We start from the raw sequence: 23455 nt of genomic DNA, 5'->3' as shown, positions 1-23455 counted from the left end.
CCGCGCGCGCCGAAACACCAAACGATGAGGAACGTATGTCACAGAGCAGTCTGATACACAACACTCTGGCACCGCTGAGAAACGTCGTCTCGTTCATGACGATGGTCGATCGTCTCCAGCATCGCAGCTCCGGCCTTCCGGGCATGGGCTGCTTCTACGGCCCGTCAGGCTTCGGCAAATCCATGGCGGGCATCTACTGCGCCAACCAGCTCGATGCCGTCCTGGTCCAGTGTGAAAGCGTCTGGAGCCAGAAGGCGCTCTGCGAGGCGATCATCCGCGAGCTTGGACTGACGCCGGAGCGCGTAGTCTATCGCATGGTCGCCCAGATCCAGCAGGCCCTGGCGGTACGCAACGCGCCGCTGATCATCGACGAGGCCGACTTCCTCGTGAAGAAGAAGATGGTCGAGGTGCTGCGCGACATCTACGAGAAAAGCTTCGTCCCGGTCATCCTGATCGGAGAGGAGGCGCTTCCGTCCAAGCTGCGCGAGTGGGAGCGGATCAACAGCCGCATGCTCGAGCGCGTCGCGGCGCAACCGATCGACGATAACGATTTCGATGCGCTTGCGAGGATCCGGGCGCCGAAGATCGTCCTCGGCGACGCGCTCAAGGCTTCGATCAAGCAGGCAAGCCAGGGCTCTGCGCGCCTGATCGTCAACAATCTCGATACCGTGCGGATCGAGGCACAGCGGCGCGGCCTCAGCGCGATCGATCTCGCCGATCTCAAGGGCGACCGGCTGCACGACGGCAAGCCGCCGCAGATGCGGAGGTTCGGATGAGTGCGAAAGTCGATCGGGCGACGCAGCGCGACGCGATGTGGGACGCGACCGAGCGCTTCGACGAGTTCTCGGCCTACGACCTCTCGGCGGCGATGCATGTCCAGGTCGAGCACGCCTATCGCGCGCTCAAGATCTGGATGCAGTGGGGCTTCGTCGAGCTCGTCCGCGTGCAACGCGGCAAGAACTTCTATCGCCGCAATCCGCTTCGGGCCGGTCAGCGCCCGCCGCGGACGGATGAGGACGGGCGTCGGCTCACCGAGACCACCCCTCAGGAGCGCATGTGGCGCGTCATGCGGCGCGGCGACAGCTTCACGCCGCTCGACCTGGTGATGCTGGCGTCGACGCCGGACGGACCCGTGTCCGAGGAGGAGGCGATCGAGTTCTGCCGGATGCTGGTGCTGGCGGACTACCTGAGGACCGAACGCAAGGCGCAGGCGGGCAATCCGCCGGTCTACCGGCTGATCCAGGACACGGGACCGAGACCGCCGCGCAAGCGCCGCGTTCACGGCGTCTACGACGAGAACCGCGACGCGTTCACCTATCTCGCAGGAGGTGCGCGCCATGACCGTTGAAACGGGCATTCAAGGCCCTGTCGAACGCGCGCGGCACGCCTGGGGCGCAGCTCTTCCCGCTTGGGTCGAGGGCCTTGCGCGTGCCTGCGCGGAGACGAGCCAGAACAGGGTCGCCAAGCGCCTCGGCGTCTCTGCCTCCCTGATCAGCCAGGTGATCAAGCGCACCTATCCGGCCGATCTGGCCCGGATCGAGGACATCTACCGCGGGGTCTACGAGGCCGCGACCGTCGACTGCCCCGCTCTGGGCACCATCGGGATGGACCGCTGCCGCCTTTGGCGATCGCGGGCCGGACGATTGAACACCGCCAATACGCTCAACGTCACCATGTTCCGGGCCTGCAACAGCTGCCCGCTCCACAACGGCGAGGAAGAGCAATGACCATCCCGCAGTACAAGATCGATCGCATCATCGAACTGGCACGGGAGAACGTCTCTCGCCTCGACATCGCGACGCAGGTCGGTGTGCCGGCGGAACGCGTCTACTCGATCATTGCGGAGCAGCGGAAAAAGGGCGTCCCGATCGCCCGGCCGACCAAGATGACCGGCAATTTCTGCACGAAGCCGCGGATCGTGATCGAGCAGCGCGTGCTGGACACGCTCGAACCTTTCGCTCTTCACCGCAACATGACGGCGCGCGAGCTCGCGGCCGAAATCCTCGAGCTCGTGGCGCGGGACGGGATCGTCGACGCGGTGCTCGACGATGGAGGCGCCCGTGACTGATGCGCCGAACCTCGCGCTGACCCTGACGCTCGCCGGCCAGGCCCTCGCCAAGATCGACCGCGCCGGTCCGCGCGGCGCCAGTTACGTCACCTACGCGGAGATCGAGGCGATGGCCGCGGTGCTCGCATCCGTCGGACTGCCGGCAATTCAAGCCGACCAGACGATCGACGATCCGCGCTTCCTGTCCAGCGAATGGCATCCGGACCGTATCCGGTGGCGCCTGGCAGAGATCGAAGAGCGCGACCGCGCGGCCGCATTCCCGACCCTTACCCAAGACCGAGAGGACTGACCGATGACCGAGTTCACCCCAGCACCCATTGCTTCCGGCCGTCGAGAGATCGACGGGCGGGAGTATCTCTATGACGCGAAAGGCGGCTTGCAGCCGGTCGAGACCGTCCGCGCCGAAGATCTTCTGGAGGACGAGACGGTCCGGAAGATCATTGGCTACGCGATGGCCCTGAGTTCGCAGATCGCGCGCTTCAAGGAGCACACCTTCAACGATCTCGGCGACTTTGAAGCGATCCTTGCGCAGGAGTACGAGGCCTCGAAGGGCGGCGCCAAGGGCAACAAGACCTTCATAAGCCACGACGCGCTCTTCAAGGTCCAGGTGGCGGTCGCCGACAATATCGATTTCGGTCCGCAGCTCCAGATCGCGAAGGCGCTGATCGACGAGTGCCTGAATGAGTGGGCCGCCGACGCCCGGCCCGAGCTGCGCGCCATCGTCACGCGCGCCTTCAACACCGACAAGGAAGGCACTGTGAACCGGGCGGAGATCTTCATGCTCCTCCGCCTCGAGATCACCGACGCGCGATGGCGCAAGGCGATGGACGCGATCCGGAGTGCGATGCGTGTGGTCGGATCGAAGACCTACGTCCGCTGCTACCAGCGTGCCGCGCATGACGCTGCCTGGGAACCCATCACCATCGATCTTGCGAAGGCCTGATCCGTCATCGGTCCTGGGTGATCGGACACCCCCGGGACCGCCCTCTCAACAAGACCCGAAGGAGAACATGACTATGACCTCCCCCCTGACCCTCTTCACGATCGCGGGCAAGGACTGCCCGATCTACACTCTCGACGGCAGACCGCCGTTCATGCTCGCCAGTGACTTGGCTGAGGTCTACGGCACATCGACCAAGGCGTTGAACCAAGCTGTCAAGCGTCGGCAGGCGCGTTTCCCAGAGCGGAATGTTTTCCGTCTCGAAGAAGCCGAGAAGGTACGTTTGCGGTCACAAAGTGTGACCGCAAACGCCCTCTCGTCGAAGGTTCGATACGAGCCGATGGCCTTCACGCATGCAGGGGCGAATATGCTCTCCGGCGTCCTCAAGGGGGAGATCGCCGACGCCGTCGCGGTGGCGATCAACGACGCGTTCACCACGATGGAACAGCGCGCGATGGCCGAAGCGCGCGCGGTCATCGCGAAGCTCCGCTCTGACAGCATCGTCAAGAAGCCGATCTACGGCCGCGTCCAGCAGGCGCTCCTGGAAGGTCAGAGCTTCGATCAGCTGTTCCAGGCGACGAACTATCCGCGCTGGAAGCTCGAACAGGCGATCAAGGAAATGCTTGGCCTCGGGCTCATTGAGCGCGCGCCCTCCGGGACGCAGCTCGGTCTCTTCTGGAGCGCGTGATCCGATGAAGAGCTTCTTCCTGCGGCACGTCCACTTCGATCAGTGGGGCACCGGCGACTGGAAGGTCGGCTTCGGGTGGTGGGATGGCGCCTTCGAGCTCTATCTCGGCCGGCGGATCCTGGTGTTCTCTAAGCATCCTGCGAGCCTGCGATGACGCGGGCTCTGCAGAAGCTGGTCCATGTCGGCTGTCGCGAGCTGGGGCTCGACGCCGAGGCGCGTCGCGACCTGCAACTGGCCGCGACGGGCAAGGCGTCGATGCGCGACATGACCGAGGCCGAGCTCGAGCTTGTTGTCGCGCGTCTCAAGGCCTCGGGCTTCAAGCCGCAAGTCGGGGCCCGGCCGACGCGGCGCGGCGCGCCCCGGGCGGACCTGAGGCTGATCCATGTTCTCTGGAAGAAGCTCGGAGAGGCAGGCCAGTTGCGCGATCCGTCGCGCGCGGGTCTCAACGCCTTCATCCGGAAGCGCTTCGGTCCTGTGTGGCAGGTGGTTCCGGCCGATGTCGACATGCTGCGGGAGCACATTCAGATCGACGATGTCATCCAGGCGCTGACGGCTTGGGGGCGCCGCAGCGCTATCGACTTCGACTGGGAGGAACACCGGTCGTGAAAAAGCCGCTGCTCCATGTCACCGACCACGCCGTCGTCCGCTATCTCGAGCGGGTGGCAGGCTTGGATATCGCGGCGATCCGCTGCGAGATCGGACGACGGGCGGAGCAAGCCATCGAGCACGGGGCCGCTGGCGCGATCTCCGGCGGCTTCGTCCACCGGATCGTGGACGGCTCTGTCGTCACCGTGACGCCGCACAACCAGCCGAAGATCGGGCAGGGGAAGCGGCGGGGATCGGCGCAGGATGACTGACGCTCCGCGCATTCCCGCCAATATCGCGCCTTTTGTCGACGTCCTGGGCGTCGATGCGACGGTTGGCTTCCTTCTCGAGTTCGGCGGCGCCGAGCTCTACTTCCCGAAGGCACCCAAGCGCCGCGGCCGGGTCGCGCGCCTCGTTGGCATCGAGAAGGCTCGGCAGCTGGCGGCGATGTCGGAGCGGCTGCCGGCACGCATTCCTCTCGCCAAACCGTGGCTCGCCCAGGTTCTCAGATCCCAAGGCTTGCCGAAATCGGAGATCGCTCGCAGACTGCGCGTCAGTGACGTCACCGTGCGCGCCTACCTTGCCCGATCGGCGGCTATCTCACCCCCCGATCAGCCCGATTTGCCCTTCTGATCCGGCCTTCCCCGCAAACCCTTGCGGGTGTTTTTGCATCCCCGGAACGCGGCATTCTGCACCTGCTCATTCCACACAGAGGCAGGTGCTCCAATGTCCCGGATCACAGACGGCTTGCTCGACAACATGCCCTACCGACCGGCGGTCTGCATTGGCGCCGAGATCGAGCCGACGATCGTCATCGCCCACGATACCGCCAGCCGGATCGCGCCAGGCTTGGCCGCGGGCTATCTGCGCAAGAACGACCGGAAGGTGTCGGTGCATTTCGTGATCGAGCGCGACGGCGCGATCGAACAGCAGGTGCCAGTGAACCGCCGCGCCAACCATGCCGGGCGGTCGGTCTATCACGGGCGGCAATGGTGCAACGGCTTCTCGATCGGTGTCGAGATGGTCAATCCCGGGCGGATGAGCCGGGAAAGCGAGACCCATGCTCTGGCCTGGTACGGGGACAGCTTCGAGATTGCCAGCTACGGCATTCAGGAGTGTACCACGCCGGAGCATGGGCACGGACTGTGGATGCCCTACACGCCGGAGCAGATCGCGACCTTCGTGGACCTGATGCAGTTCCTCTTCGACGAGCTGCCGACGCTTCATGACATCACGACGCATTGGTACGTCTCGCCCGGCCGCAAGGTCGACACCAACCCGCTCTTTCCGCTCGAGCAAATCCGCTCGCTGATCTTCGGCCGCGAGGATCCGCTCGACGAGGAGGCGGAGATCCTTTCGCGGGCTGTTGGGGCATCGGAGTTCGTGGAGATCAACACGCCGGGCGACACGTTGAACATGCGCCGCTGGCCGAGCTTCAACCCTAACGTCCTGGTCGCGATCCCGCACGGAACCCGCGTTCCCGTCCTCCGCAGCGGCACCTTCGAGGGCCGCGACTGGCACCGCGTTCAATACGCCGGCCGCGAGGGGTGGATCGTCGCCGACTACGCCGATTTCATCACCGAAAGGCAGCCCGCATGAACCTCCGGAAACTGACCGGCGTGGTCGCCACCGTCGCGCCGACGCTCGCCACCGCCCTGGGCGGACCGCTCGCGGGCGTTGCCGCGCGCGAGATCGCCGGTGCCCTGATCGGCGACAAGGACGCGTCGGAACATCAGATCGCCCGTGCAATCCAGCACGCCAGTCCGCAGGACCTGGTCAAGCTGAAGGAGATCGAGCTGCAGTTTCAAGCGGAGCTGGAAGCCGCGGGCGTGCAGCTCGAGGAGATCGCCGCGAAGGATCGTGCAAGCGCTCGGCAGCGACAGACTGCCACCCGCGACTGGACCCCGTCGGTGCTTGGTCTCGCGATCGTCCTCGGGTTCTTCGGGGTTCTCGCCTACATCTTCCGGTTCGGCCTGCCCGATAGCGGCAGCGAGGTTCTGCTGATAATGGTCGGCTCGCTTGGGACCATGACCACCCAGGTCGGAAACTTCTTCTACGGCAGCTCGGTCGGTTCGAAGACCAAGGAAGAGATCATCGCCGATCTCAAGGCGGGCGCATGATTTCTCTGATCTTCCACTTGGCCGCGCTGGTCGCCTTCCTCTTCGGCTCGCACCCGGCGACCGCCCAGGTCGAAACCGTCTGCGGTCCTCGCGCACCGCTCGTCGCGGCTCTGACCGAGACCTTCGGCGAAAGCCTGGTCGCTTCCGAAACCATCGAGGGCAAGCGGATCGAGCTGTGGTCCTCGAGCGGCCTCAAGCGGAGCTGGACGCTGCTTCTCGTACTCGAGGATGGCTCTGCCTGTTTTCTCGCGCAGGGAACGCTCGCCATTCAGCTCGAGGAGGGCGTCGATGCTTGATCTCGGGCCCAGCGCCTTCGCGGTCGCGTCGCATGTCTGCATGTGCGTGGCCATCGTCCTGGTCTTCGCCGAGGCACAGCGGGTGCTTGCAGTTCGGGGCGGGATCGGGCGCGTCATGGCGCCGGCGTTTTCGAGAGTGTCCCTCGCACTGGCGCTCTCGGCGCTCATCGTTGAGAGGGTCTATTACGTCCTCGCGCGCATCCTCGTGCCCTACGGTCTCGACCTCTGGTCCAAGCACCCCGCGCCGGAGCTCCTGTCGGGCTTTGTCACCCTGTCGATCTTCAACCTGGTGATCGCCAGCCGGCGCGCTGTCCCGGCCGGTCGTGACTGGATTGAGCCGGTCTCGGGCCAAGGCTTCCTTCTCGCGGCGATCTGGGTCGTCACGGTCTACGCTCTGTTCTGAGGCGCGCATGGGCGAACTATTCGAATGGCTGAAACTGACCGAGGTGATCGTCGGTCTCGTCGTGCTGATGATCAGCTCCGGCGCCGGGGTGTTTCTCTGGTGGGACCGGCGCTCGCGGAGCTATGTGGACAGCCGCACGATCGGGGTCGAGAGCTCGAACGCGCGCGTCACCGAGCGGCTGCAGAAGCTCGAGGAGAACGTCGACAAGCTTGAGCGTGACGTGAGCTCGATCAAAGACCGCCTGGACGCGCTGCCCACCGCCCGCGACTTCATGGAGGTCAAGGTCGCGATGGAGGGCATGAAATCGACCCTCCAGCAGCTCAGCGGCATGACCCAGACCCTCTACAAGGCCGCGTTCATCGCATCCGGAGGCAAGAGCTGATGTTTCCCCCTTGGCCCGTCGCGCAGGTCGAGACCGAAAAGCGGCGGCTCGAGGTCATCGTCAGGCTCGCGCATACGCCCGGCTACGAGCTGTCTGCGATGCTTTTGCGGGAGCACTGCCGCGCCGTCGGCGTGCCGACCAACACCGACCAGATGTCAGGCTGCCTGGCGTGGCTCGCCGAGCAGATGCTCGTGCTCCTGAAAGGCAGCGAGGACAGTCCCGTCGCCCGCCTCACTCCCCTCGGCCGAGAGACCGCTCTCGGCCACCGTCGGCACCCCGGTGTCATGCAACCCGATCCCTGAGGACCGCCATGCCCGACCTGAAAACCATCACCGAACACCGCCGCCTGGCCATTCTGCGTCATCTCGCGAGTGCCAGCACCTACACGTCGAACACCTCGATCCTGCACGACGTGGTCAACGGCGTCGGGGTCTCGACCTCGCGCGATCAGCTGATCGCGGCGCTGAGCTGGCTGCACGAGCAGGAGCTTCTCGAGATGACCGATCTCGGCGACGGCGTCGTGGTCGCCACCGCGACCGGCAGGGGTGTCGAGGTGGCCACGGGCGCCGCCGAGCATCCGGGCGTGCGCCGTCCGTCGCCGAGGGGCTGACGCATGCCGCCGCCGCGCAAGGTCGATCTGCTCCCCGAGGAGCTGCGCCGGTTCCTCCAGGAGGAGCTGAAGGCGCGGGGCTTCGGCGATTACGAGCAGCTGGCCGAGGACCTGAACTTCCGGCTTCAGGAGGAGGGGCTCGAGCTTCGGATCGGAAAGTCGGCGCTCCATGCCTACGGGCAGGAGTACCAGGAGTTCGTCCGCGTCCAGGAAGAGGCGAGCGCCTGGGCGGCCGACTGGATGAACCAGAACGGCCTCGAGGAGGAAGCGCAACGGCACAACGTGCTCTTCCAGATGATCACCTCGCTCGCCTGGAAGGTCATGCACGCGCAGATGACCAAGCCGGGCGACGAGATCGATCCCAAGGAGCTGCATTTCATCGGCCGGATGCTGAAGGACGTGATGGCGAGCTCGGGCATCCGCGAAAAGCTGGTGTCGGACGAGCGGGAGCGCGCGGCGCGGGAGGCGCGCCAGGCGGCAGCCGACAGCGTCGAGAAGAACGCGCGTCAGCTGGGCCTGACGGGCGAGACCGTCGCCGGCATCAAGGCGCAGATCCTCGGGGTGAGCGGGTGACGTATCTCGTCCGCGATATCGAGGTGCTCGGGCACAAGGTGACCGTCGATGACGTGATCGGTCACGCCGCTGTCTACCACGACGGGTCGATCGGCTGGGACACGCTCTTCGAGATCAAGAACCTGATCTGGGGGCGCGAGGCCCGCGCCATCGAGGTCTATCCCGCCGCCACGGATTTGGTGAACAGCTGCGCCTGTCGCCATCTATGGCGCCTCGGACCGCTCGACTTCTGTCCGAACCTTCTGGGTCCAGTCGATCGCGACGACAGCCTGCATGCGCGATACGTCAGGGCGTGGCGGGAGACGGAGGGATGATCTTACACCGCCCACGGATTGCCTCGTCCCTGCTTTACCGCACCGCGGCTCTCATTCTGCTGAAATTTGGCATCGCACCGAGGGCAGGAAAGACTGTAGCTCGAGGCGTTCCCTTGCAGCGCGACGAACTGCTTGTCGGTATCTGCACAAACCGGGCAGATTTTTTCCCAAAGGTGTTCGTTAGTCACCAATTAACCAAGAACAAGGATCCTGCCACCACCTCGCATCTCAAGCGGCACATACTTCTCTCGAGTGCTTTGAAAGGACTGCTCCTTTTCAGCGGCTTCTTTCAGCGTCAGGAGTTCAGTGCGCAGATCCACATTCGCACCCTTTACATCCAGCAACTGATCTTGGAGGACCAGAACCAGTTTCTGCAGCTCACGAGTTTTCTCGTCCGGCTGCTTTTCCTTCAGAAGACCTTTGATCTTCTGCACGAGACCGACGGCGCTCTCCGCAGTATCGATTGCGGTCTTCGTGTTGCCCAATGCGGTCAGAAAGCTGGCGACTTCAATCATGGCGCGAATCTCCTGGCGAGTTCGCCGCATGAGATCGTCCGCAGGGCAGCACTGCAAGCAGGTCACCCATGAGCGAACCGCTGACCGACGCCGAGTGGGATGAGCTCCGCGCCGAGAGCCGCCAGGCGCTGCCGGAGGCGCTGGACACCTCGGGCGGTCTCCCGGCGGTGCTTCTGCCCTATCAGGCTCGTCTCCTGGCGACGACGGGTATCGAGCAGCTCGTGGTCTGCGAGAAGAGCCGCCGGATCGGGATGACCTGGGCGGTGGCGGCGGACGCGACGCTGACTGCGGGCTCGCAGAAGCGCGCGGGCGGCATGGACGTGCTCTACATCGGATACAACCTCGATATGGCGCGGGAGTTTATCGATACTTGTGCGATGTGGGCCCGCGCCTTCATCCCCGCGGCCTCGGGCGTCGAAGAGTTCCTCTTCAAGGACCAGGGCGAGGGCGGCGAGGAGAAGGACATCAACGCCTTCCGCATCAAGTTCGCCTCCGGCTTCGACATCGTCGCGCTGACCTCGAAGCCCCGATCGCTGCGCGGTCGCCAGGGCTACGTGATCTTCGACGAGGCGGCGTTCCATGATGAGCTGGCCGAGCTTCTGAAGGCGGCGATGGCGCTCCTGATGTGGGGCGGCAAGGTCCTCGTCATCTCGACCCATGACGGCTCGGACAACCCGTTCAATCTTCTGGTCCGCGAAGTGAACGCCGGCGAGCGTGCTGGCAGGGTCGTTCGCGTGACCTTTGAAGAGGCCGTTGAAGACGGGCTTTACGAGAGGATCGCGCTGGTCACCGGCAAACCCGCGACGGCCGAGGCGCGCCAGGCCTGGATCGACAGCATCATGGGCTTCTACGGCGATGACGCCGACGAGGAGCTGCACTGCATTCCGAAGGCGGGAACCGGTGTCTGGCTGGCGGCACCGCTCATCGAGGCGCGCATGACCGCCGCGGCGCCGGTCCTGACGCTCGAGTTGCCGGGCAACTATCTCCAGCTCGACAAGGCCGCACAGGGCGCGCTGATCCGGCCCTTCGCGGCGGAGCTGGACGCCGTCCTGGGCGGACTGGACATGGAGCCGCATTTCGCGCTGGGCTTCGACTTCGCCCGCGTCGCCGACCTCTCCGTCCTGTCGCTCCTCGAGATCGAGAAGATGCTTCGGCGCCGCGAGACGCTCTCGATCGAGATGCGCAACGTGCCCGGCCAGGAACAGATTGCCATCGTCGGGGACGTCATGTCGGCCGTGCGCGAGCGGCTGGTGGGCGCGGCGTTCGACGCAACAGGTATGGGATGGATCGTCGCCGAGGAGATGGGGCGCAAGTTCGGCACCCGCGAGAACGAGGACAGCCCCGGCCTCGTCTGGCCGATCAAGTTCACCGAGGAATGGTATCGGCTGCATATGCCGCCCCTGAAGAAAGCCTTCGAGGACGACATGATCTCGATTGGTCGCTCGGATGCTCATCTCGGCGATCTCCGCGCCATTCGCGAGATCCGCGGCATCCCGAAGGTCCCGCCGGTCCGCACGGGCGAGACCGGGATGAAGCGGCATGGCGACTACGCAATCGCGCTGGCACTGGCGCATTTCGCGAGCCGGATGCGCTGGGTCGAATACGCCTATCGCGGTCTCGGCTCGGATGAGCGCGAGGCCCGCGAGGCCTGGGACGATCCCGATCACGAAGCCGGGCGAAACTGGTCCCGGCCGCCGCTCGGCGCGCAGATCAGGGGAGGGACGTGGTGATCAATGCTTCTGCTCGCGAGGTGAACAGACATGGCGAATAGACCGCAGCTACTCGACCGCTGGGGCAAGCCTGTGCGGCGCTCCGAACTCGGCCAGGAAATCGCCGCGCCGACCTTCGGCGGGGTCCGTTCGCCCCTGACCGGCTATCCTGGAGACGGTCTTGATCCGCGGCGTCTGGCGGCAATCCTGCGCGAGGCCGACGCCGGCGACCCGATCCGCTACATGGAACTCGCCGAGGTGATCGAGGAGCGCGATCCGCATTACCTGGGCGTCCTCGGGACCCGCCGCCGGTCGGTCAGCCAGATCGAGGTCACGGTCGAGCCAGGCGGCGATGACGCGCTCGACGAGGACTTGGCGCAGATGGTACGCGACTGGCTGAAGCGGGACGAACTGACCGAGGAGCTCTTCGACATCCTCGACGCGATCGGCAAGGGCTACAGCCACACCGAGATCATCTGGGATACGTCGTCGGGCCAGTGGATGCCGGAGCGTCTCGAGCGGCGCGATCCGCGCTGGTTCCGCTTCATGCGCCACGATCTCGCGACGCCGATCATGCTGGGTCCGCAGGGCGAGGAGATCGACTATCCGGGGTTCAAGTTCATCTTCGCCCAGATGAAGGCCAAGTCCGGATTGCCGCTCCGGTCCGGCCTGGCCCGCGTCGCGACCTGGAACTGGCTCTTCAAGGCGTTCACCCAGCGCGACTGGACCATCTTCACCCAGACCTACGGGCAGCCGCTTCGCGTGGGCAAGTACGGCGCGGGCTCGACCAAGGAAGATCAGAACACGCTCTTCCGGGCGGTGGCGAATATCGGCGGCGACTGCGCGGCGATCATCCCAGAGAGCATGATGATCGACTTCGTCGAGGCGCAGAACGTCGGCAGCTCGACCGAGCATTACGAGCGGCGCTCCGACTGGCTCGACAAGCAGATCTCGAAAGCGGTTCTCGGGCAGACCGCCACGACGGACGCGGAAACCGGCGGGCTCGGCTCGGGAAAGGAGCACCGCGAGGTCCAGAAGGATATCGAACTCGCGGACTGCCGCAGCCTCGCGGCCATTCTGAACCGCGATCTGATCCGTCCGTGGATCCAGCTCGAGCGCGGGCCGCAGCTGCGTTACCCGCGCCTCGTGATCGAGCGCACGGAGGAGGAAGACCTCAAGGCATGGTCCGATGCGATCGGTCCGCTCGTCGACAGGGGCCTGCCGGTTCCGATCTCCGCCGTGCGCGACAAGTTTCAGGTGCCCGAACCGAAGGATGGGGAGGAAATCCTGCGTCCGAGCGCCAAATCAGGGCCGCAGAGGATGGACGAGGGCGCGACCGGCGACGCAATGGGGTCTGAGAGCGCCGTTAAATACCCATTGAATGGCCGTTACGGTTCTCGGAGGGGCGCACCCCCCGAAATCGCCTTGCAGGCCTCAGAGGGCCGCTCAGAGGCTCTGGCATTTTCAGTGGATCGGCTCGTGGCAGAGGGGGCGGCGGTCTTCGAGCGGATGCTTCTCAAGATCGAGGCCATGCTTGAGACGTCAAGTTCGCTGCCGGAGTTTCGCGACCAGCTGCTCTCGGCGTTCCCGGCGCTCGACGAGGATGACCTCACGGAGCTGATGGCGCAAGCGCTGAGCGGAGCGCACCTCGCCGGTCGGGCCGAGGTGGAGGAGGAAAGCGGTGGCTGATATTGCGGCCACTCTCCGGCGTCCTTTCCCGGAACAGATCGCCGCATTCAGGGCGCGCCTCGGCGACCTGGTGCCGACCGCGCGATGGGACGATATCCGGCGCAGCGCGCATGATCGGGCGTTCATGGTGGCTGGAGCGACGAAGGCCGATCTTCTCGCCGATCTCGCGGCCGCGGTGGACAGGTCGATCTCGGAAGGCCTCGGCATCGAAACTTTCCGCGCCGAATTCCGGCGGATCGTCGACGCGCGCGGCTGGCACGGCTGGACGGGAGAGGGGCCGAGAGCCGGCGAGGCTTGGCGCACCCGCGTGATCTACCGGACCAACATGCGCACGAGCTATGCCGCCGGTCGCATGGCGCAGCTGCGCGAAGCCGGCTTTCCGCTCTGGGTATACCGCCATGGGGGCTCGCTCGAGCCCCGCCTCGAGCATCTGGGCTGGGACGGGCTCGTCCTGCCGGTCGATCATCCGTTCTGGGCAACGCATGCGCCGCCCAACGGCTGGGGATGCAGCTGCTACATTCTGGGTGCGCGCAACCTGGCACATGCCCGCCGTCTCGGCGGTCGGATGTTCGAGGCTCCAGAAGGCTGGGAAAAGATCAGCCCCAGGACCGGCGCGCCGGTCGGCATCGACAAGGGGTGGGATTATGCACCTGGTGCCACCGTGACCGACACGATCCTCGCGCTCCGGAAGAAGCTCGACGAGCTGCCGCCGCGTCCGTCGATCGACCTCATCCAGTCCTGGCTCGTCAGCGACGTGTTCAAGACCTGGTTCGCGGCGCCGCGCGGCCTTTCGCCGCTCGTCCGGCTGCCCGAGGAGGCCGCCGCCCGCATCGGCGCTCAGCGTCGCGTGGCCGATCTCTCTGCCGAGAGCGCGCTGAAGCAGGCGCGCGCGCATCCCGAACTCACGCCGGCGGATTACGCCCTCGCGCAGCTGACCGTCGACGATCCCACCCATACGGTTCAGGACAGCCCTCTCAGCCTCGTCTTCATACGCGATGCCGATGACGGCCATCTCCTGGTCGTGAAGGCGACGCGCAGCGGGCAGGGTCTGTTCGTGACGAGCTTCCGTCGAATGAGCGCCCGGGCGGTCGAGCGCCAGCGGTTGATCGACAGGCTCCTGAGGCGGGAATGATGCGGACGGTGGGGCCCCGCAGCCGACCGAAGTCGGAAACCCCACATATCGCTCCGGGCCGATCGCCCGTGCTACGGCCGCGAGAATATTACCGTGTCACGTCCGCACCAGCACCAGAGATAGCATGATCGAGGTCGAACTCAAAGACGACGAGTTGCAGCGCGTCCTGGAGCGCCTCTCTCGTGCCGTGACCGATATGACGCCGGCGATGCAGGATGTCGGCGAGCTCCTCGTCGACAGCACCAGGCAGGGGTTCGCTTCCGGAGCGTCGCCGGACGGCACGCCCTGGGCGCCGAAATCCCAGGCGACGATCGACGCTTACCGCCGCCGGGAAGGCAAGGGACCGAACGCGCGGATCGATTTTCGCCCGCTCTTCGGTCCGACCGGAAGCCTGAGCTCCACCATCTTCTCGCAGGCCGGGCCCACCAGCGTGGAATGGGGCTCTCCGATGATCTACGCCGCCGTGATGCAGTTCGGCGCCGAAAAGGGCGCATTCGGAACCATGTCGAACGGCAGCCCGATCCCCTGGGGACGGATCCCGGCGCGGCCGTATCTAGGGCTCTCCGACGAGGACCGGAGCAATATCGCCGCCACGCTCGAGGAGTGGATCTCCGACGCCGGCGGTGCCCGGGATTGACCGGCGAAGAGGCTCCGGGCAGGCTGATTTCGGAGTAATTTGGCGCAATACCCGCAAACCCTTGCGGGTGTTTTTGCTTTTGGCGACCGGCGAATATCGGTGCCATGACACGCTCCGCCCTTTCCACCGCTCTCATGAGTGCTTCCGCGATCCCGGCCGAACCCTCGGCCGAGGCGCCGGAGTGGATCCATCTTCTGAACCTTGGCGAACAGCACACGGCTGACAGCCGAGGTCCGTACCAAGTCGCCGATCTCGAGGAGATCATCGCCGCGAGCCTTCAGGCCGCGGAGGGTCTCGACCTGCCGATCGACGAGAACCATGCGACCGATCTCGCCGCGCCCAAGGGCGGTGCCGCTCCTGCGCGCGGCTGGATCAAGGAACTGCAAGCCCGCTCCGATGGCATCTGGGGCCGGGTCGAGTGGACCAAGGCCGGACGGGAGATGGTCCAGGAGCGCGCCTACCGGGCGATCTCGCCCGTCGTCACCCACGACAAGACGAAGCGCATCCGCGCCATCCTGCGCGCCAGCCTCGTCAACCGACCGAACCTGCGCGGGCTCGCCGCGCTCAACATGGAGACCGACGAGATGTCGTTTTTGCAGAAGCTCGCCAAGGCTCTCGGCCTCGGCGAGGACGCGTCCGAGGCGGACGTTCTGGTCGCGGTGAAGAAGTCCGGCAATTCGGACACCACCGCAATGCAGTCGGCGCTGTCCGACGTGAGTGTCGCGCTCGGGCTCGCGGAGGATGCGGATCCCTCGGAGATCGTCACCGCGGCGCAGGCCGCGATGTCCAGCGGCGACGACAGTGACGAGATCATCACCTCGCTCCAGTCCGAGCTTGCCGGTGTCACCACCCAGCTCAACGAACTTCGCTCCGACCGCACGCGCGAAAAGGCGGAAGCCTTCGTCGACGGGGCGATCAAGCGCAACGTGGTCGGCGTGAAGCCGCAGCGCGAACGGTACATCGCGATGCATCAGCGCGACGCCGACGAAACCGAGGCGCTGATCAACGGTCTGCCGACCCTGGGCCCCTCGGGCACCTCGATCGAACCGCCCGCGGCGAAAGGCGACACCGTCTCGCTGAACTCCGCGCAGCGCGAAGCCGCAAAGCTCCTCGGCATTCCCGCCGCGGACTACGCCAAGACGCTCGAGACCGAGCGTGAACAGCAGGAGACCTTCTGATGGCGCCGCTCACCCAGGACCGAAACACGCCGCGCTCCGAAGGCGACAATCGCCAGGGCGCCGCAGCCGCCGGCGCGATGATCTATGCCGGCGCGATCGTCATGCGCAACGCGACCGGCTTTCTGGTCGAAGGCCAGACGGCCACCGGCCTGGTCGGCGTCGGCTGTGCCCAGGAGCGGGTGGACAATTCGGGCGGGGCCGATGGCGACCAGACCGTCGACTACCTGCCGGGTGTGTTCCGCTATGCCAACTCGGCCGCCGCCGACGAGATCGTCGCCGCGGATATCGGCAGCGCCTGCTTCGTCGTCGATGACCAGACGGTCGCGAAAACGGATGGGACCGGCACCCGGTCCCGCGCCGGCATCGTCGATGCGGTGGACGCCAATGGCGTCTGGGTCCGCTTCGACGAAGCCCTCAGCAACGCCGCGTAAGGAGAGCCTTGATGCTTGTGAACGCCGCAAATCTCGACGCGCTCCGCGCCGGGTTCAAGACCACCTTCCAGAACGGCCTCGGGCAGGCGTCCTCGATGTACACCAGCGTCGCTACGCTGGTGCCCGCATCGACCAAGGAGCAGAAGTTCGGCTGGCTGGGCAAGATCCCGAACGTGCGGGAATGGATCGGCCCGCGCGCCGTGCAGAACCTCACCCAGCACGACTACACCATCCGCGAAAAGCCGTGGGAGCTGACCATCGGCGTCGATCGTGACGATATCGAGACCGACAATCTCGGCATCTACACGCCGCTCTTCACCGAGATGGGCATGTCGACCGGCGCCAAGAAGGACGATCTCGTCTACGGCCTTCTGAAGAACGGCTTCGCCGAGGAGTGCTACGACGGCCAGTTCTACTTCGACACCGATCACCCGGTGCTCGATGAAGACGGCAACGTGACCACCGTGGCCAATACCGACGGCGGCGCCGGTGCGCCCTGGTTCCTGATCGACGCAAGCCGCGCGCTCAAGCCGATCATCCTCCAGCAGCGCAAGGATTTCGAGTTCGTCGCCCGCGACCGGCTCGACGACAGCAATGTGTTCTCCAACAAGGAGTTCCATTACGGCGCCGACGCCAGGATGAACGTGGGCTTCGGCTTCTGGCAGTTCGCCTGGGGCTCGAAGCAGACGCTCAACGCGGCGAATTACGCCACCGCGCGGGCGGCGCTCATGGGGATGAAGGGCGATTACGGTCGCCCGCTCGGGATCAAGCCGGGTCTCCTGGTCGTGCCGCCGTCGCTCGAAAGCGCGGCGCGCAAGATCCTCAACTCCGAATATGCCGCCGGCGGCGAGACCAACGAGTGGAAAGGCACTGCCGAACTGCTCGTGGTCCCGTGGCTCGCGTAACGGAGGCTGAGCGATGACCGATCCGAAGCCGACCCGTGAAGAGCTCGAGGCGCGCGCCAAGGAGCTCGGCGTCGAGTTCCGCGCCAATATCGGCGACGAGACCCTGGCCGAGCGCGTCACGCAGGCCGAGGCCGCGGCCGCCAACTCCTCCCAGCCGAAAGCGCCGGACGCCACTCCCTCGTCGGATCTCGCTTCGGCCTCGACCGGGGCGGCTGGCCCCGCCCCGGTCCTCGAGGAGGGCGAGGACCTCGTGGTCGAGGTGATCGGTCCCAAGAAGGGCCGGTGGCGTGCCGGACGACACTTCACCCCTGCGCCGACGGTGATCCCGCTGTCGGAGCTCTCGGAACACCAGAAGCACGCGCTGATCTCCGATCCGCGCCTGCTGGTGACGACGCGACCCGCGCAACAGGCGTAACGCGCGGTCCAAGCTCCGCCCGAGGGCGGGGCCTCTCCGGCGGCGGGGGGAGCAGCCGCCGCCGGAATTTCCAACCGCGGAGCGACCGCAATGCCCTACATCACCCTGTCCGAGCTCATCGACCGATACGGCGAGCGACGCATCGTCGACCTGACCGACCGCGGAGATTTGTCGACCGGTGTTATTGATGCCGACACCGTGGCCCGCGCGATCGCGGACACCGATGCGGTGATCGATGGATACCTGGCGGCCAAATACGCGCTGCCGCTTGCCGAGACGCCGCCGATGATAGCGGACCTGGCTCAGGCGATCTGCATCTACAAGCTCCACAGCTACGAGCCCGACGGGAAGGTCCAGGCGGATTACGAGCAGGCGCTCAAGATGCTCGCGCAGATCTCCTCCGGCACCATCCGCATTCCGGGCGCATCTGGCATCGAGCCCGCGACCACGGGCGGCTCCGGCGCGCGTGTGACCGATCGCGAACGTCCGATGACCGAAGCCAGCCTCAAGGGCTTTGTCTGATGTTCGACGATGTCAAAGCCCGGCTCGAAGCCAGCGTCCCCGATCTCGCCGGGCGGATCGAGGGCGCGGCGGAGTTTTCCGCGCTCCAGCGCGACAATCGCCTGCCGCAGTCCACCGTCGCCGCCTTCGTGCTGCCGCTCGGTCTCACCGGCGGACAGGCGACCTACGCCACGGGTCTGTTCGCGCAGGCGCTGACCCGATCCGTCGGCGTTCTGTTGTTCTTCAGCTCGACGGACCGCACCGGCGAGCGCGCGCTCGAGCGGCTGGAGCCGTTCGTCGACGAGGTGATCGCCGCGATCGCGGGCTGGGCGCCGGCCGATGAGGTCGGCGTTTTCGAGCTGGCGCGCGCGGGGCTGGTCTCCGTCGGCAAGGGGCGCATGGCCTACCAGATCGATTTCCGCATCAACGACCAGCTGAGGATACCGGCATGAGCAAGCCACTTCCGAGCGCGGGGGGCAGCTACACCCGCGACCCGAAAACCGGCGCGTTGAAGACGCGCGAGAAGCCCACCGCCCAGCCAGCGCCCGCCAAGTCGCGGCAGGCTGACACCGGCAAGGAGACCGACGTATGATCCGCTGGCGCGACAAGATCCTCCTCGCGAAGATCGAGACCACCTACGCGACCGACGCGACGCCCACCGGTGCCGCCAACGCGATCCTGGCAACCGAGGTGTCGCTCAACCCGATGGAGGGCGAGGACGTCAGCCGCGAGTTGGAGCGGCCGTTCCTGGGCGCGCAGCCGACGATCCCCGTCGACGTGCATGCGACGCTGTCCTTCCGCGTCGAGCTGGTGGGCTCCGGCACCGCCGGCACGCCGCCGGGCTGGGGTCCGCTCCTGCGGGCCTGCGGCTGCGCCGAGACGGTGAACGCGGGAACCGATGTCGTATACAACCCGGTCTCGGATGCGCATGAGGCGGTGTCGATCTACCTGTGGATCGGCGGCACCCGGTATGTGCTCCTGGGAACCCGGGGCACCGCGACGTTCCGCGTCAACGCCTCCGGCATTCCCTATATCGAGTTTCAGTTCACCGGGCTCTTCACCCAGCCTTCGGAGACCGCCAAGGTCACGCCGGATGTCTCGGCGTTCCAGAAGCCGCAGGTCGCCTCGAATGCCAATACTCCGGTCTTCCTCCTCGCGGGGACAGCCCTGGTCATGCGGGCGTTCTCGATGAACCTCGGCAATGCGGTCGAGGGGCGTTTCCTGATCGGCAGCGAGGATATCCTCATCACCGATCGGGCCGACCAGATCGAGGTCACGGTGAACGCCGTGCCGCTCACCACTCTCAACCCATACCAGCTTGCCGCGGATCAGACCGACGTCGTTGTCGCCTTGACCCACGGGGTCGGGGCGGGACGGATTTCCTCGCTGGCGGTGCCGAAGGCGCAGATGCAGCGCCCGTCGGGGCTCGAGAACAGTCAGGGGATCACCGAATGGCCCCTTCGCTTGGTTCCGCAGCCCGATGCTGGCAACGACCAGTGGACGCTGACCCTGACATGAGCGCCTGCCTGGTCATGACCCTGCGCGGACAGCGCGCGGGGCAGGGTCGGGCCTCGCGCGGTCTTCGACTTGTCCACTCCAACCCCTCTCTCGATCGGAGCTCCCCGATGTTCAAGGTTCTCTCCCAGCCGACATTCTCTCACCAGGTCCGCGTCATGGTTCCCGTCGACGGTGGCCATGAGGAACAGACGTTCCGCGCGACGTTCCGCGTTCTGACAGAGAGCGAGGCGAAGAAGCATGACGCGAAGACCGGTCCCGGTATCCGCAGTTTCCTCCGCACTGCGATCGTAAAGCTCGACGAGCTGGTCGGCGAAGACGGCAAGGAGCTGTCCTACAGCGACCAGCTGAAGGACCGGTTGCTCGACATGCCCTATGTGCGGATCGCGCTTCTGCAGACCTACAGCGACGCGGTCTCGAAGGCCGCGACGGGAAACTGAAATGGGCCGGCCGCGCCTGGGCGACGGGTGCGGCTGGCCCGGCCGAGGACAGCGATGGAGCCCTGGCCGATGCGCGTCGCTGGGGGCTCGACCTCTCGATCGAGGATCTGAGGCCGGAGAGCGACGACGGGCTCTGGCCGGAGCATCTCGCCGCCTTCGAAGCCTTTCTCGAGGTCGCCTCGCAATGGCGGATCATACCGCGCCAGGCGGCCGCGCCCTACTACGCGGGGCTCGATTTCGGAGCGGCGGAGGCGGGGCTGAGATTGGCGGGCGTTACGGTGACGCCCGAGCTCTGGGCGCAGGTCCGGGTGATCGAAAGCGCCGCGCGGGCGGCATTGAACGGGGTGTGAAATGGCCTTTGTAGTCAGCGGCGAAATCAAGGCCGACGGAAAGCAGGCCCAGGGCGAGATCAAGCGCACCAAGGCCGCTCTCGACGAGGCGGCGGGCGCGGCGGACAAGGTGGGCCGATCCGGCCGACGCGGTGCCGCGGGCGTCCGGGACTTGGGCGGCGCGGCATCGAGCGGTGCGGGATCGGTCGAGCAGCTGTCCCAGGCAGAGGCCCGTGCGGCGCGCAACGCCATCGATATGGAAGCCGCCAACCGCCGCGCGGCGGGATCGATCGGAAACCTGACGGCCCAGTTCAACGATATCGGCGTAATGCTCGCGGCGGGTCAAAACCCTCTCCAGCTGGCGATCCAACAGGGCACGCAGATCACCCAGGTCATCGGCCCGATGGGAGCGACGGGCGCGGTCCGCGCGCTCGGCGGCGCATTCCTGTCGCTCTTCTCGCCGATTAACCTGATCACGCTCGGCACCATCGCCGCCGGCGCCGCGATCACGCAATGGCTTCTCGGCGCGGGCGAGGAGGCGCGGACCTTCGAGGATGAACTCGGCGATCTCAACGATCGGGTCTCGGCCTATCGCGAGGCCGCTGATCTCGCGACGGCGAGCACGGCCGACCTCGAGGAGCGGTTCGGTTCCGCCGGCGCGGCCGCGCGCGCCTTCCTGGGCGAGATGGCGAACGACGCGCGGATCGCTGCGGAAAACCAGATCGCAACGGCGATGGCACAGTTGTCGGAGGAGATGGACAGCAGCCTCTACGGCATGGGGCAACAGTTCGGGTTCACGCCTTTCGAGCTGACCTTCAGCATCAACCGCGAGAGCCGGACCGAGCTGCGCGGCCTCGTGAACGAGGTGATCGCGGAGCTCGAGGTTCTGGGCGCTGCGGCCAGCATGTCGATCGACGAGCGGATCGAGGCGCTCAAGAGCCTCGCCGCGGCTGTTCGTACAGCCGCCGATTTCGACGGGCAGCGCTCGCCGGGGGAAGACGCGCTCCTCGACCGGATCAACGGTCTGGTCACAAAAGCGTACGAACTGCAGGCCACAACGGAGCAGATCAGCGACAACCTGCAGACGATCCCGGACGATGTCGGCGTCCCGGTCGTCAATCCCAACGTCCAGCGCTCCTACGAGCTCTTTTACCGAACCCGCATTCAGGGTGAGGAACTCGCGGGACGCGCGGCCGAGGCGGCGCGGCAGTCGCGGGAGCGCGCGCTTGCCACGGCTGCGGGCATGCTCACGAGCCTGAGCCGGGAGGCCGAGCTTCAGGGCGCGATTGCGCGGTTCGGGGCCGACAGCGCCCAGGTCGCGGAGGTGCGTGCCGCCAACGAGCGCGAGGTCTTCGAGGAAACGCTGGCGACGCTCAATGTCTCCGAGGAGCTGAAAGCGGAGTTGCGCCAGGCGTTTCTCGAAGCACAGGCCCTGGCGATGCTCGACATGTCGGCCGGGATCGACACGGCGACGTCATCGGCCGCGCAGTTGTCGGAACAGCTTGGGATCGCCTACGCCACCGCGGTCGCGATCAAGTCGATGAACGCGTCGGCTGGCGCAAAGGGCCCGGACGACGCGCGCGCGCAGCTCTATGACCAGGGACGCCTCGGCGGCGCAATCGTCGGCGGGACGGTTGCCTACAAGACGCCGAAGATATCGAGCCGCGGCCGGACGGGCGGCGGGCGACGTGGGGGCGGCGGGTCCGCTGGCGGCGGCAGAAGCGAGGCGGAGCGCGAGTACGACAGCAATCGCGAAGCGCTGGAACGCCTCATCGAGAGCGAGCAGAAGGAGATCGATCTTCTCCGCGAGCTCGACCCGGTTCAGCGTGAGATGATCCAACATCGCGAGGTCCTGAAGGCAGCGACCGCCGCCGAGCGCGCCCAGATCGAGCAGCTCATCGGTGTCCGGATCGCCGAAGAGGTCGCCATGCGCCGCGCGACCGACAGCACCGAGGCCCTGCGCGACGGCGTCAACGATCTCCTGAACGACATCATCACCAACGGCGCCTCGGCGCAGGAGGTGCTTGGAAGCCTGCTGTCGGCGCTGACCCAGGGCGCGATCTACGGCACCGGCATGTTCGGCGGGCTGTTCGGGGGCGTTTCGATCGGCGAGCTGCTGTTTCCGTCTCCGGGCGTTCCGGGGCGCGAGCGGGGCGGCAAGGTCTATGCGGGCCAGCCCTATGTCGTCGGCGAGCGGCGGCAGGAGCTCTTCATTCCCGACACCAACGGCTACATCGCGCCGCGGGTCCCGGAGGGCGGTGGCCAGGGTGGCGTCGTGCGTGTCGAGATCGCGGCCAGCGCCGAGTTCGACGCGAAGATCCGCACGGTGAGCCAGGGCGTCTCGGCGCAGGTCGTTCAGGAATACGACCGCAACGTCCTGCCCGCCAGCGTCCAGCGGATCGGCAAGGACCCGCGGAGCATCGGCTGATGGCGCTTAGCTGGCCCATTCCCCTGTCCGGCTTCTTCGAGGACTTGCCCATCTCGCAGGTGAGCTTTTCGCTTGGGACAGCGCAAACCACCTCCGAGACGGGCGGTGGCGACGTGATCAAGCATCAGCTCGGCGCGCGGCTCTGGATGGGCGAAGTGCAGCTCGGGGCGACGCCGCTTTCGGACATGGCGGCGATCGAGGCCCGGCTTGCCCTGCTGGAACAGCCCGGCGCGTCGCTTCTGATCTACGACCGGCGGAAGTCGAACCCGCGTCTTGACCCGGCCGGCGCCACTATCGCCGCCGCCAGCCCTGTGATTGCGAGCCTCTCCGTCGACGGGCGCGAGCTTGCCCTGGAGGATTTGCCGGCAGGATATGTGATCAGCCAGGGCGACATGCTCGGGTTCAGCTACGGCTCGAACCCCCTGCGCCGGGCCTTGCACCGCGTCGTCACCGGCGCCACCGCCGACGGCACGGGGGCGACGGGTCTCTTCGAGATCACTCCCGTCATCCGCCCGGGCGCGGCGCTCGGCGCGACGGTGACGCTGTCGCGACCGGTCTGCAAGGCGGTCATCACGGAAGCGCAATACGGCTCCGGCCGCTCCCTCATCAGCCGCGGCGCCAGCTTCGCCTGGCGCCAGACCTTGAGGTGACG

Annotated in this window: 37 protein-coding genes; 36 read left to right on the top strand and 1 reads right to left on the bottom strand. The window is 66.3% G+C overall.

Annotated elements, in window-relative coordinates:
* Window positions 1-35: 35 nt before the first annotated feature.
* From ACFQ4E_RS10795 to ACFQ4E_RS10700, 20 genes are all read left to right on the top strand, one after another.
* Entirely contained in the window at window positions 36-776 is a 741-nt protein-coding gene (locus ACFQ4E_RS10795) for an AAA family ATPase (protein ID WP_386803400.1), read from the top strand.
* Window positions 773-1348: a hypothetical protein gene (locus ACFQ4E_RS10790; RefSeq protein WP_386803398.1), complete on the top strand. Its 576-nt coding sequence runs from the start codon at window positions 773-775 to the stop codon at window positions 1346-1348. The genes ACFQ4E_RS10795 and ACFQ4E_RS10790 overlap by 4 nt, the downstream gene beginning before the upstream one ends.
* Window positions 1338-1727, top strand: coding sequence for a hypothetical protein (locus tag ACFQ4E_RS10785; RefSeq protein WP_386803396.1), 390 nt, complete (start codon window positions 1338-1340; stop codon window positions 1725-1727). The genes ACFQ4E_RS10790 and ACFQ4E_RS10785 overlap by 11 nt, the downstream gene beginning before the upstream one ends.
* The gene (locus tag ACFQ4E_RS10780; RefSeq protein ID WP_386803394.1) at window positions 1724-2068 is read left to right on the top strand and encodes a hypothetical protein; all 345 of its coding nucleotides are present in this window, start codon (window positions 1724-1726) and stop codon (window positions 2066-2068) included. The genes ACFQ4E_RS10785 and ACFQ4E_RS10780 overlap by 4 nt, the downstream gene beginning before the upstream one ends.
* Window positions 2061-2357, top strand: a complete 297-nt coding sequence (locus tag ACFQ4E_RS10775; protein ID WP_386803392.1) for a hypothetical protein — start codon at window positions 2061-2063, stop codon at window positions 2355-2357. Before ACFQ4E_RS10780 ends, ACFQ4E_RS10775 begins: the two co-directional genes overlap by 8 nt.
* A gap of 3 nt (window positions 2358-2360) precedes the next feature.
* Complete coding sequence (locus ACFQ4E_RS10770) at window positions 2361-3011, top strand: DUF3164 family protein (protein WP_386803390.1); 651 nt, start codon at window positions 2361-2363, stop codon at window positions 3009-3011.
* 73 nt (window positions 3012-3084) lie between these two features.
* On the top strand, window positions 3085-3696 hold the full coding sequence (locus ACFQ4E_RS10765; RefSeq protein WP_386803388.1) for an ORF6N domain-containing protein: 612 nt from the start codon (window positions 3085-3087) through the stop codon (window positions 3694-3696).
* A gap of 4 nt (window positions 3697-3700) precedes the next feature.
* On the top strand, window positions 3701-3850 hold the full coding sequence (locus ACFQ4E_RS10760; RefSeq protein ID WP_386803386.1) for a hypothetical protein: 150 nt from the start codon (window positions 3701-3703) through the stop codon (window positions 3848-3850).
* Window positions 3847-4302, top strand: a complete 456-nt coding sequence (locus ACFQ4E_RS10755) for a gp16 family protein (RefSeq protein WP_386803384.1) — start codon at window positions 3847-3849, stop codon at window positions 4300-4302. The genes ACFQ4E_RS10760 and ACFQ4E_RS10755 overlap by 4 nt, the downstream gene beginning before the upstream one ends.
* Window positions 4299-4553: a hypothetical protein gene (locus ACFQ4E_RS10750; protein ID WP_386803382.1), complete on the top strand. Its 255-nt coding sequence runs from the start codon at window positions 4299-4301 to the stop codon at window positions 4551-4553. The genes ACFQ4E_RS10755 and ACFQ4E_RS10750 overlap by 4 nt, the downstream gene beginning before the upstream one ends.
* A complete protein-coding gene (locus ACFQ4E_RS10745) occupies window positions 4546-4914 on the top strand; it encodes a helix-turn-helix domain-containing protein (protein ID WP_386803380.1) in 369 nt (122 codons plus the stop codon). The genes ACFQ4E_RS10750 and ACFQ4E_RS10745 overlap by 8 nt, the downstream gene beginning before the upstream one ends.
* A gap of 93 nt (window positions 4915-5007) precedes the next feature.
* Window positions 5008-5880, top strand: coding sequence for an N-acetylmuramoyl-L-alanine amidase (locus ACFQ4E_RS10740; RefSeq protein ID WP_386803378.1), 873 nt, complete (start codon window positions 5008-5010; stop codon window positions 5878-5880).
* A complete protein-coding gene (locus tag ACFQ4E_RS10735; RefSeq protein WP_386803376.1) occupies window positions 5877-6401 on the top strand; it encodes a hypothetical protein in 525 nt (174 codons plus the stop codon). Before ACFQ4E_RS10740 ends, ACFQ4E_RS10735 begins: the two co-directional genes overlap by 4 nt.
* Window positions 6398-6697, top strand: a complete 300-nt coding sequence (locus ACFQ4E_RS10730) for a hypothetical protein (protein WP_386803374.1) — start codon at window positions 6398-6400, stop codon at window positions 6695-6697. Before ACFQ4E_RS10735 ends, ACFQ4E_RS10730 begins: the two co-directional genes overlap by 4 nt.
* Window positions 6690-7100 carry a hypothetical protein gene (locus ACFQ4E_RS10725; protein ID WP_386803372.1) on the top strand — a complete coding sequence of 137 codons (411 nt, stop codon included), beginning with the start codon at window positions 6690-6692 and terminating at the stop codon, window positions 7098-7100. The genes ACFQ4E_RS10730 and ACFQ4E_RS10725 overlap by 8 nt, the downstream gene beginning before the upstream one ends.
* Before the next feature lie 7 nt (window positions 7101-7107).
* Window positions 7108-7482, top strand: coding sequence for a hypothetical protein (locus tag ACFQ4E_RS10720; protein WP_386803371.1), 375 nt, complete (start codon window positions 7108-7110; stop codon window positions 7480-7482).
* Complete coding sequence (locus tag ACFQ4E_RS10715; RefSeq protein ID WP_386803369.1) at window positions 7482-7784, top strand: VpaChn25_0724 family phage protein; 303 nt, start codon at window positions 7482-7484, stop codon at window positions 7782-7784. Before ACFQ4E_RS10720 ends, ACFQ4E_RS10715 begins: the two co-directional genes overlap by 1 nt.
* 8 nt (window positions 7785-7792) lie before the next feature.
* The gene (locus ACFQ4E_RS10710; RefSeq protein ID WP_386803367.1) at window positions 7793-8092 is read left to right on the top strand and encodes a VpaChn25_0724 family phage protein; all 300 of its coding nucleotides are present in this window, start codon (window positions 7793-7795) and stop codon (window positions 8090-8092) included.
* A gap of 3 nt (window positions 8093-8095) precedes the next feature.
* Window positions 8096-8665: a phage protein Gp27 family protein gene (locus ACFQ4E_RS10705; RefSeq protein WP_386803365.1), complete on the top strand. Its 570-nt coding sequence runs from the start codon at window positions 8096-8098 to the stop codon at window positions 8663-8665.
* Entirely contained in the window at window positions 8662-8979 is a 318-nt protein-coding gene (locus ACFQ4E_RS10700) for a DUF7694 domain-containing protein (protein ID WP_386803364.1), read from the top strand. The genes ACFQ4E_RS10705 and ACFQ4E_RS10700 overlap by 4 nt, the downstream gene beginning before the upstream one ends.
* A gap of 191 nt (window positions 8980-9170) precedes the next feature.
* Here ACFQ4E_RS10700 and ACFQ4E_RS10695 read toward each other — a convergent pair whose 3' ends face one another.
* On the bottom strand, window positions 9171-9494 hold the full coding sequence (locus ACFQ4E_RS10695) for a hypothetical protein (RefSeq protein ID WP_386803362.1): 324 nt from the start codon (window positions 9492-9494) through the stop codon (window positions 9171-9173).
* Between the two features lie 68 nt (window positions 9495-9562).
* Between ACFQ4E_RS10695 and ACFQ4E_RS10690 the strand changes: the two genes are divergently transcribed.
* The 16 genes from ACFQ4E_RS10690 to ACFQ4E_RS10615 all read left to right on the top strand — a co-directional run bounded on the left by ACFQ4E_RS10690 (window position 9563) and on the right by ACFQ4E_RS10615 (window position 23453).
* Window positions 9563-11224 (top strand): terminase large subunit domain-containing protein, encoded by a 1662-nt coding sequence (locus ACFQ4E_RS10690; protein ID WP_386803360.1) that lies wholly within the window; start codon window positions 9563-9565, stop codon window positions 11222-11224.
* A 30-nt stretch (window positions 11225-11254) separates the two neighbouring features.
* Complete coding sequence (locus ACFQ4E_RS10685) at window positions 11255-12892, top strand: DUF935 domain-containing protein (RefSeq protein WP_386803358.1); 1638 nt, start codon at window positions 11255-11257, stop codon at window positions 12890-12892.
* A complete protein-coding gene (locus ACFQ4E_RS10680; protein WP_386803356.1) occupies window positions 12885-14024 on the top strand; it encodes a phage head morphogenesis protein in 1140 nt (379 codons plus the stop codon). Before ACFQ4E_RS10685 ends, ACFQ4E_RS10680 begins: the two co-directional genes overlap by 8 nt.
* 124 nt (window positions 14025-14148) lie before the next feature.
* Window positions 14149-14661 carry a phage virion morphogenesis protein gene (locus ACFQ4E_RS10675; protein WP_386803354.1) on the top strand — a complete coding sequence of 171 codons (513 nt, stop codon included), beginning with the start codon at window positions 14149-14151 and terminating at the stop codon, window positions 14659-14661.
* A gap of 104 nt (window positions 14662-14765) precedes the next feature.
* Window positions 14766-15839 carry a phage protease gene (locus tag ACFQ4E_RS10670; protein ID WP_386803352.1) on the top strand — a complete coding sequence of 358 codons (1074 nt, stop codon included), beginning with the start codon at window positions 14766-14768 and terminating at the stop codon, window positions 15837-15839.
* Window positions 15839-16270 (top strand): hypothetical protein, encoded by a 432-nt coding sequence (locus ACFQ4E_RS10665; protein WP_386803350.1) that lies wholly within the window; start codon window positions 15839-15841, stop codon window positions 16268-16270. The genes ACFQ4E_RS10670 and ACFQ4E_RS10665 overlap by 1 nt, the downstream gene beginning before the upstream one ends.
* A gap of 11 nt (window positions 16271-16281) precedes the next feature.
* Window positions 16282-17175, top strand: coding sequence for a Mu-like prophage major head subunit gpT family protein (locus ACFQ4E_RS10660; RefSeq protein WP_386803348.1), 894 nt, complete (start codon window positions 16282-16284; stop codon window positions 17173-17175).
* 13 nt (window positions 17176-17188) lie between these two features.
* On the top strand, window positions 17189-17590 hold the full coding sequence (locus ACFQ4E_RS10655; protein WP_386803346.1) for a hypothetical protein: 402 nt from the start codon (window positions 17189-17191) through the stop codon (window positions 17588-17590).
* 90 nt (window positions 17591-17680) lie between these two features.
* On the top strand, window positions 17681-18112 hold the full coding sequence (locus tag ACFQ4E_RS10650) for a gp436 family protein (RefSeq protein WP_386803344.1): 432 nt from the start codon (window positions 17681-17683) through the stop codon (window positions 18110-18112).
* Window positions 18112-18543 carry a phage tail terminator protein gene (locus tag ACFQ4E_RS10645; protein ID WP_386803342.1) on the top strand — a complete coding sequence of 144 codons (432 nt, stop codon included), beginning with the start codon at window positions 18112-18114 and terminating at the stop codon, window positions 18541-18543. Before ACFQ4E_RS10650 ends, ACFQ4E_RS10645 begins: the two co-directional genes overlap by 1 nt.
* Complete coding sequence (locus tag ACFQ4E_RS10640; protein ID WP_386803340.1) at window positions 18540-18683, top strand: hypothetical protein; 144 nt, start codon at window positions 18540-18542, stop codon at window positions 18681-18683. The genes ACFQ4E_RS10645 and ACFQ4E_RS10640 overlap by 4 nt, the downstream gene beginning before the upstream one ends.
* On the top strand, window positions 18680-19609 hold the full coding sequence (locus ACFQ4E_RS10635; RefSeq protein ID WP_386803338.1) for a phage tail tube protein: 930 nt from the start codon (window positions 18680-18682) through the stop codon (window positions 19607-19609). Before ACFQ4E_RS10640 ends, ACFQ4E_RS10635 begins: the two co-directional genes overlap by 4 nt.
* Before the next feature lie 107 nt (window positions 19610-19716).
* Window positions 19717-20046: a hypothetical protein gene (locus ACFQ4E_RS10630; protein ID WP_386803336.1), complete on the top strand. Its 330-nt coding sequence runs from the start codon at window positions 19717-19719 to the stop codon at window positions 20044-20046.
* Entirely contained in the window at window positions 20043-20396 is a 354-nt protein-coding gene (locus ACFQ4E_RS10625; protein ID WP_386803470.1) for a DUF1799 domain-containing protein, read from the top strand. Before ACFQ4E_RS10630 ends, ACFQ4E_RS10625 begins: the two co-directional genes overlap by 4 nt.
* A gap of 1 nt (window position 20397) precedes the next feature.
* Window positions 20398-22803 carry a phage tail length tape measure family protein gene (locus tag ACFQ4E_RS10620; RefSeq protein ID WP_386803334.1) on the top strand — a complete coding sequence of 802 codons (2406 nt, stop codon included), beginning with the start codon at window positions 20398-20400 and terminating at the stop codon, window positions 22801-22803.
* Window positions 22803-23453 carry a hypothetical protein gene (locus ACFQ4E_RS10615; RefSeq protein WP_386803333.1) on the top strand — a complete coding sequence of 217 codons (651 nt, stop codon included), beginning with the start codon at window positions 22803-22805 and terminating at the stop codon, window positions 23451-23453. The genes ACFQ4E_RS10620 and ACFQ4E_RS10615 overlap by 1 nt, the downstream gene beginning before the upstream one ends.
* Window positions 23454-23455 lie beyond the last annotated feature (2 nt).

Origin of the sequence: Litorisediminicola beolgyonensis, assembly GCF_042679605.1 — a bacterium.
GTDB classification, from domain to species: domain Bacteria; phylum Pseudomonadota; class Alphaproteobacteria; order Rhodobacterales; family Rhodobacteraceae; genus Litorisediminicola; species Litorisediminicola beolgyonensis.
Note: the sequence above shows the minus strand (reverse complement) of the source record. Positions and strands in the feature narration are given on the sequence as shown.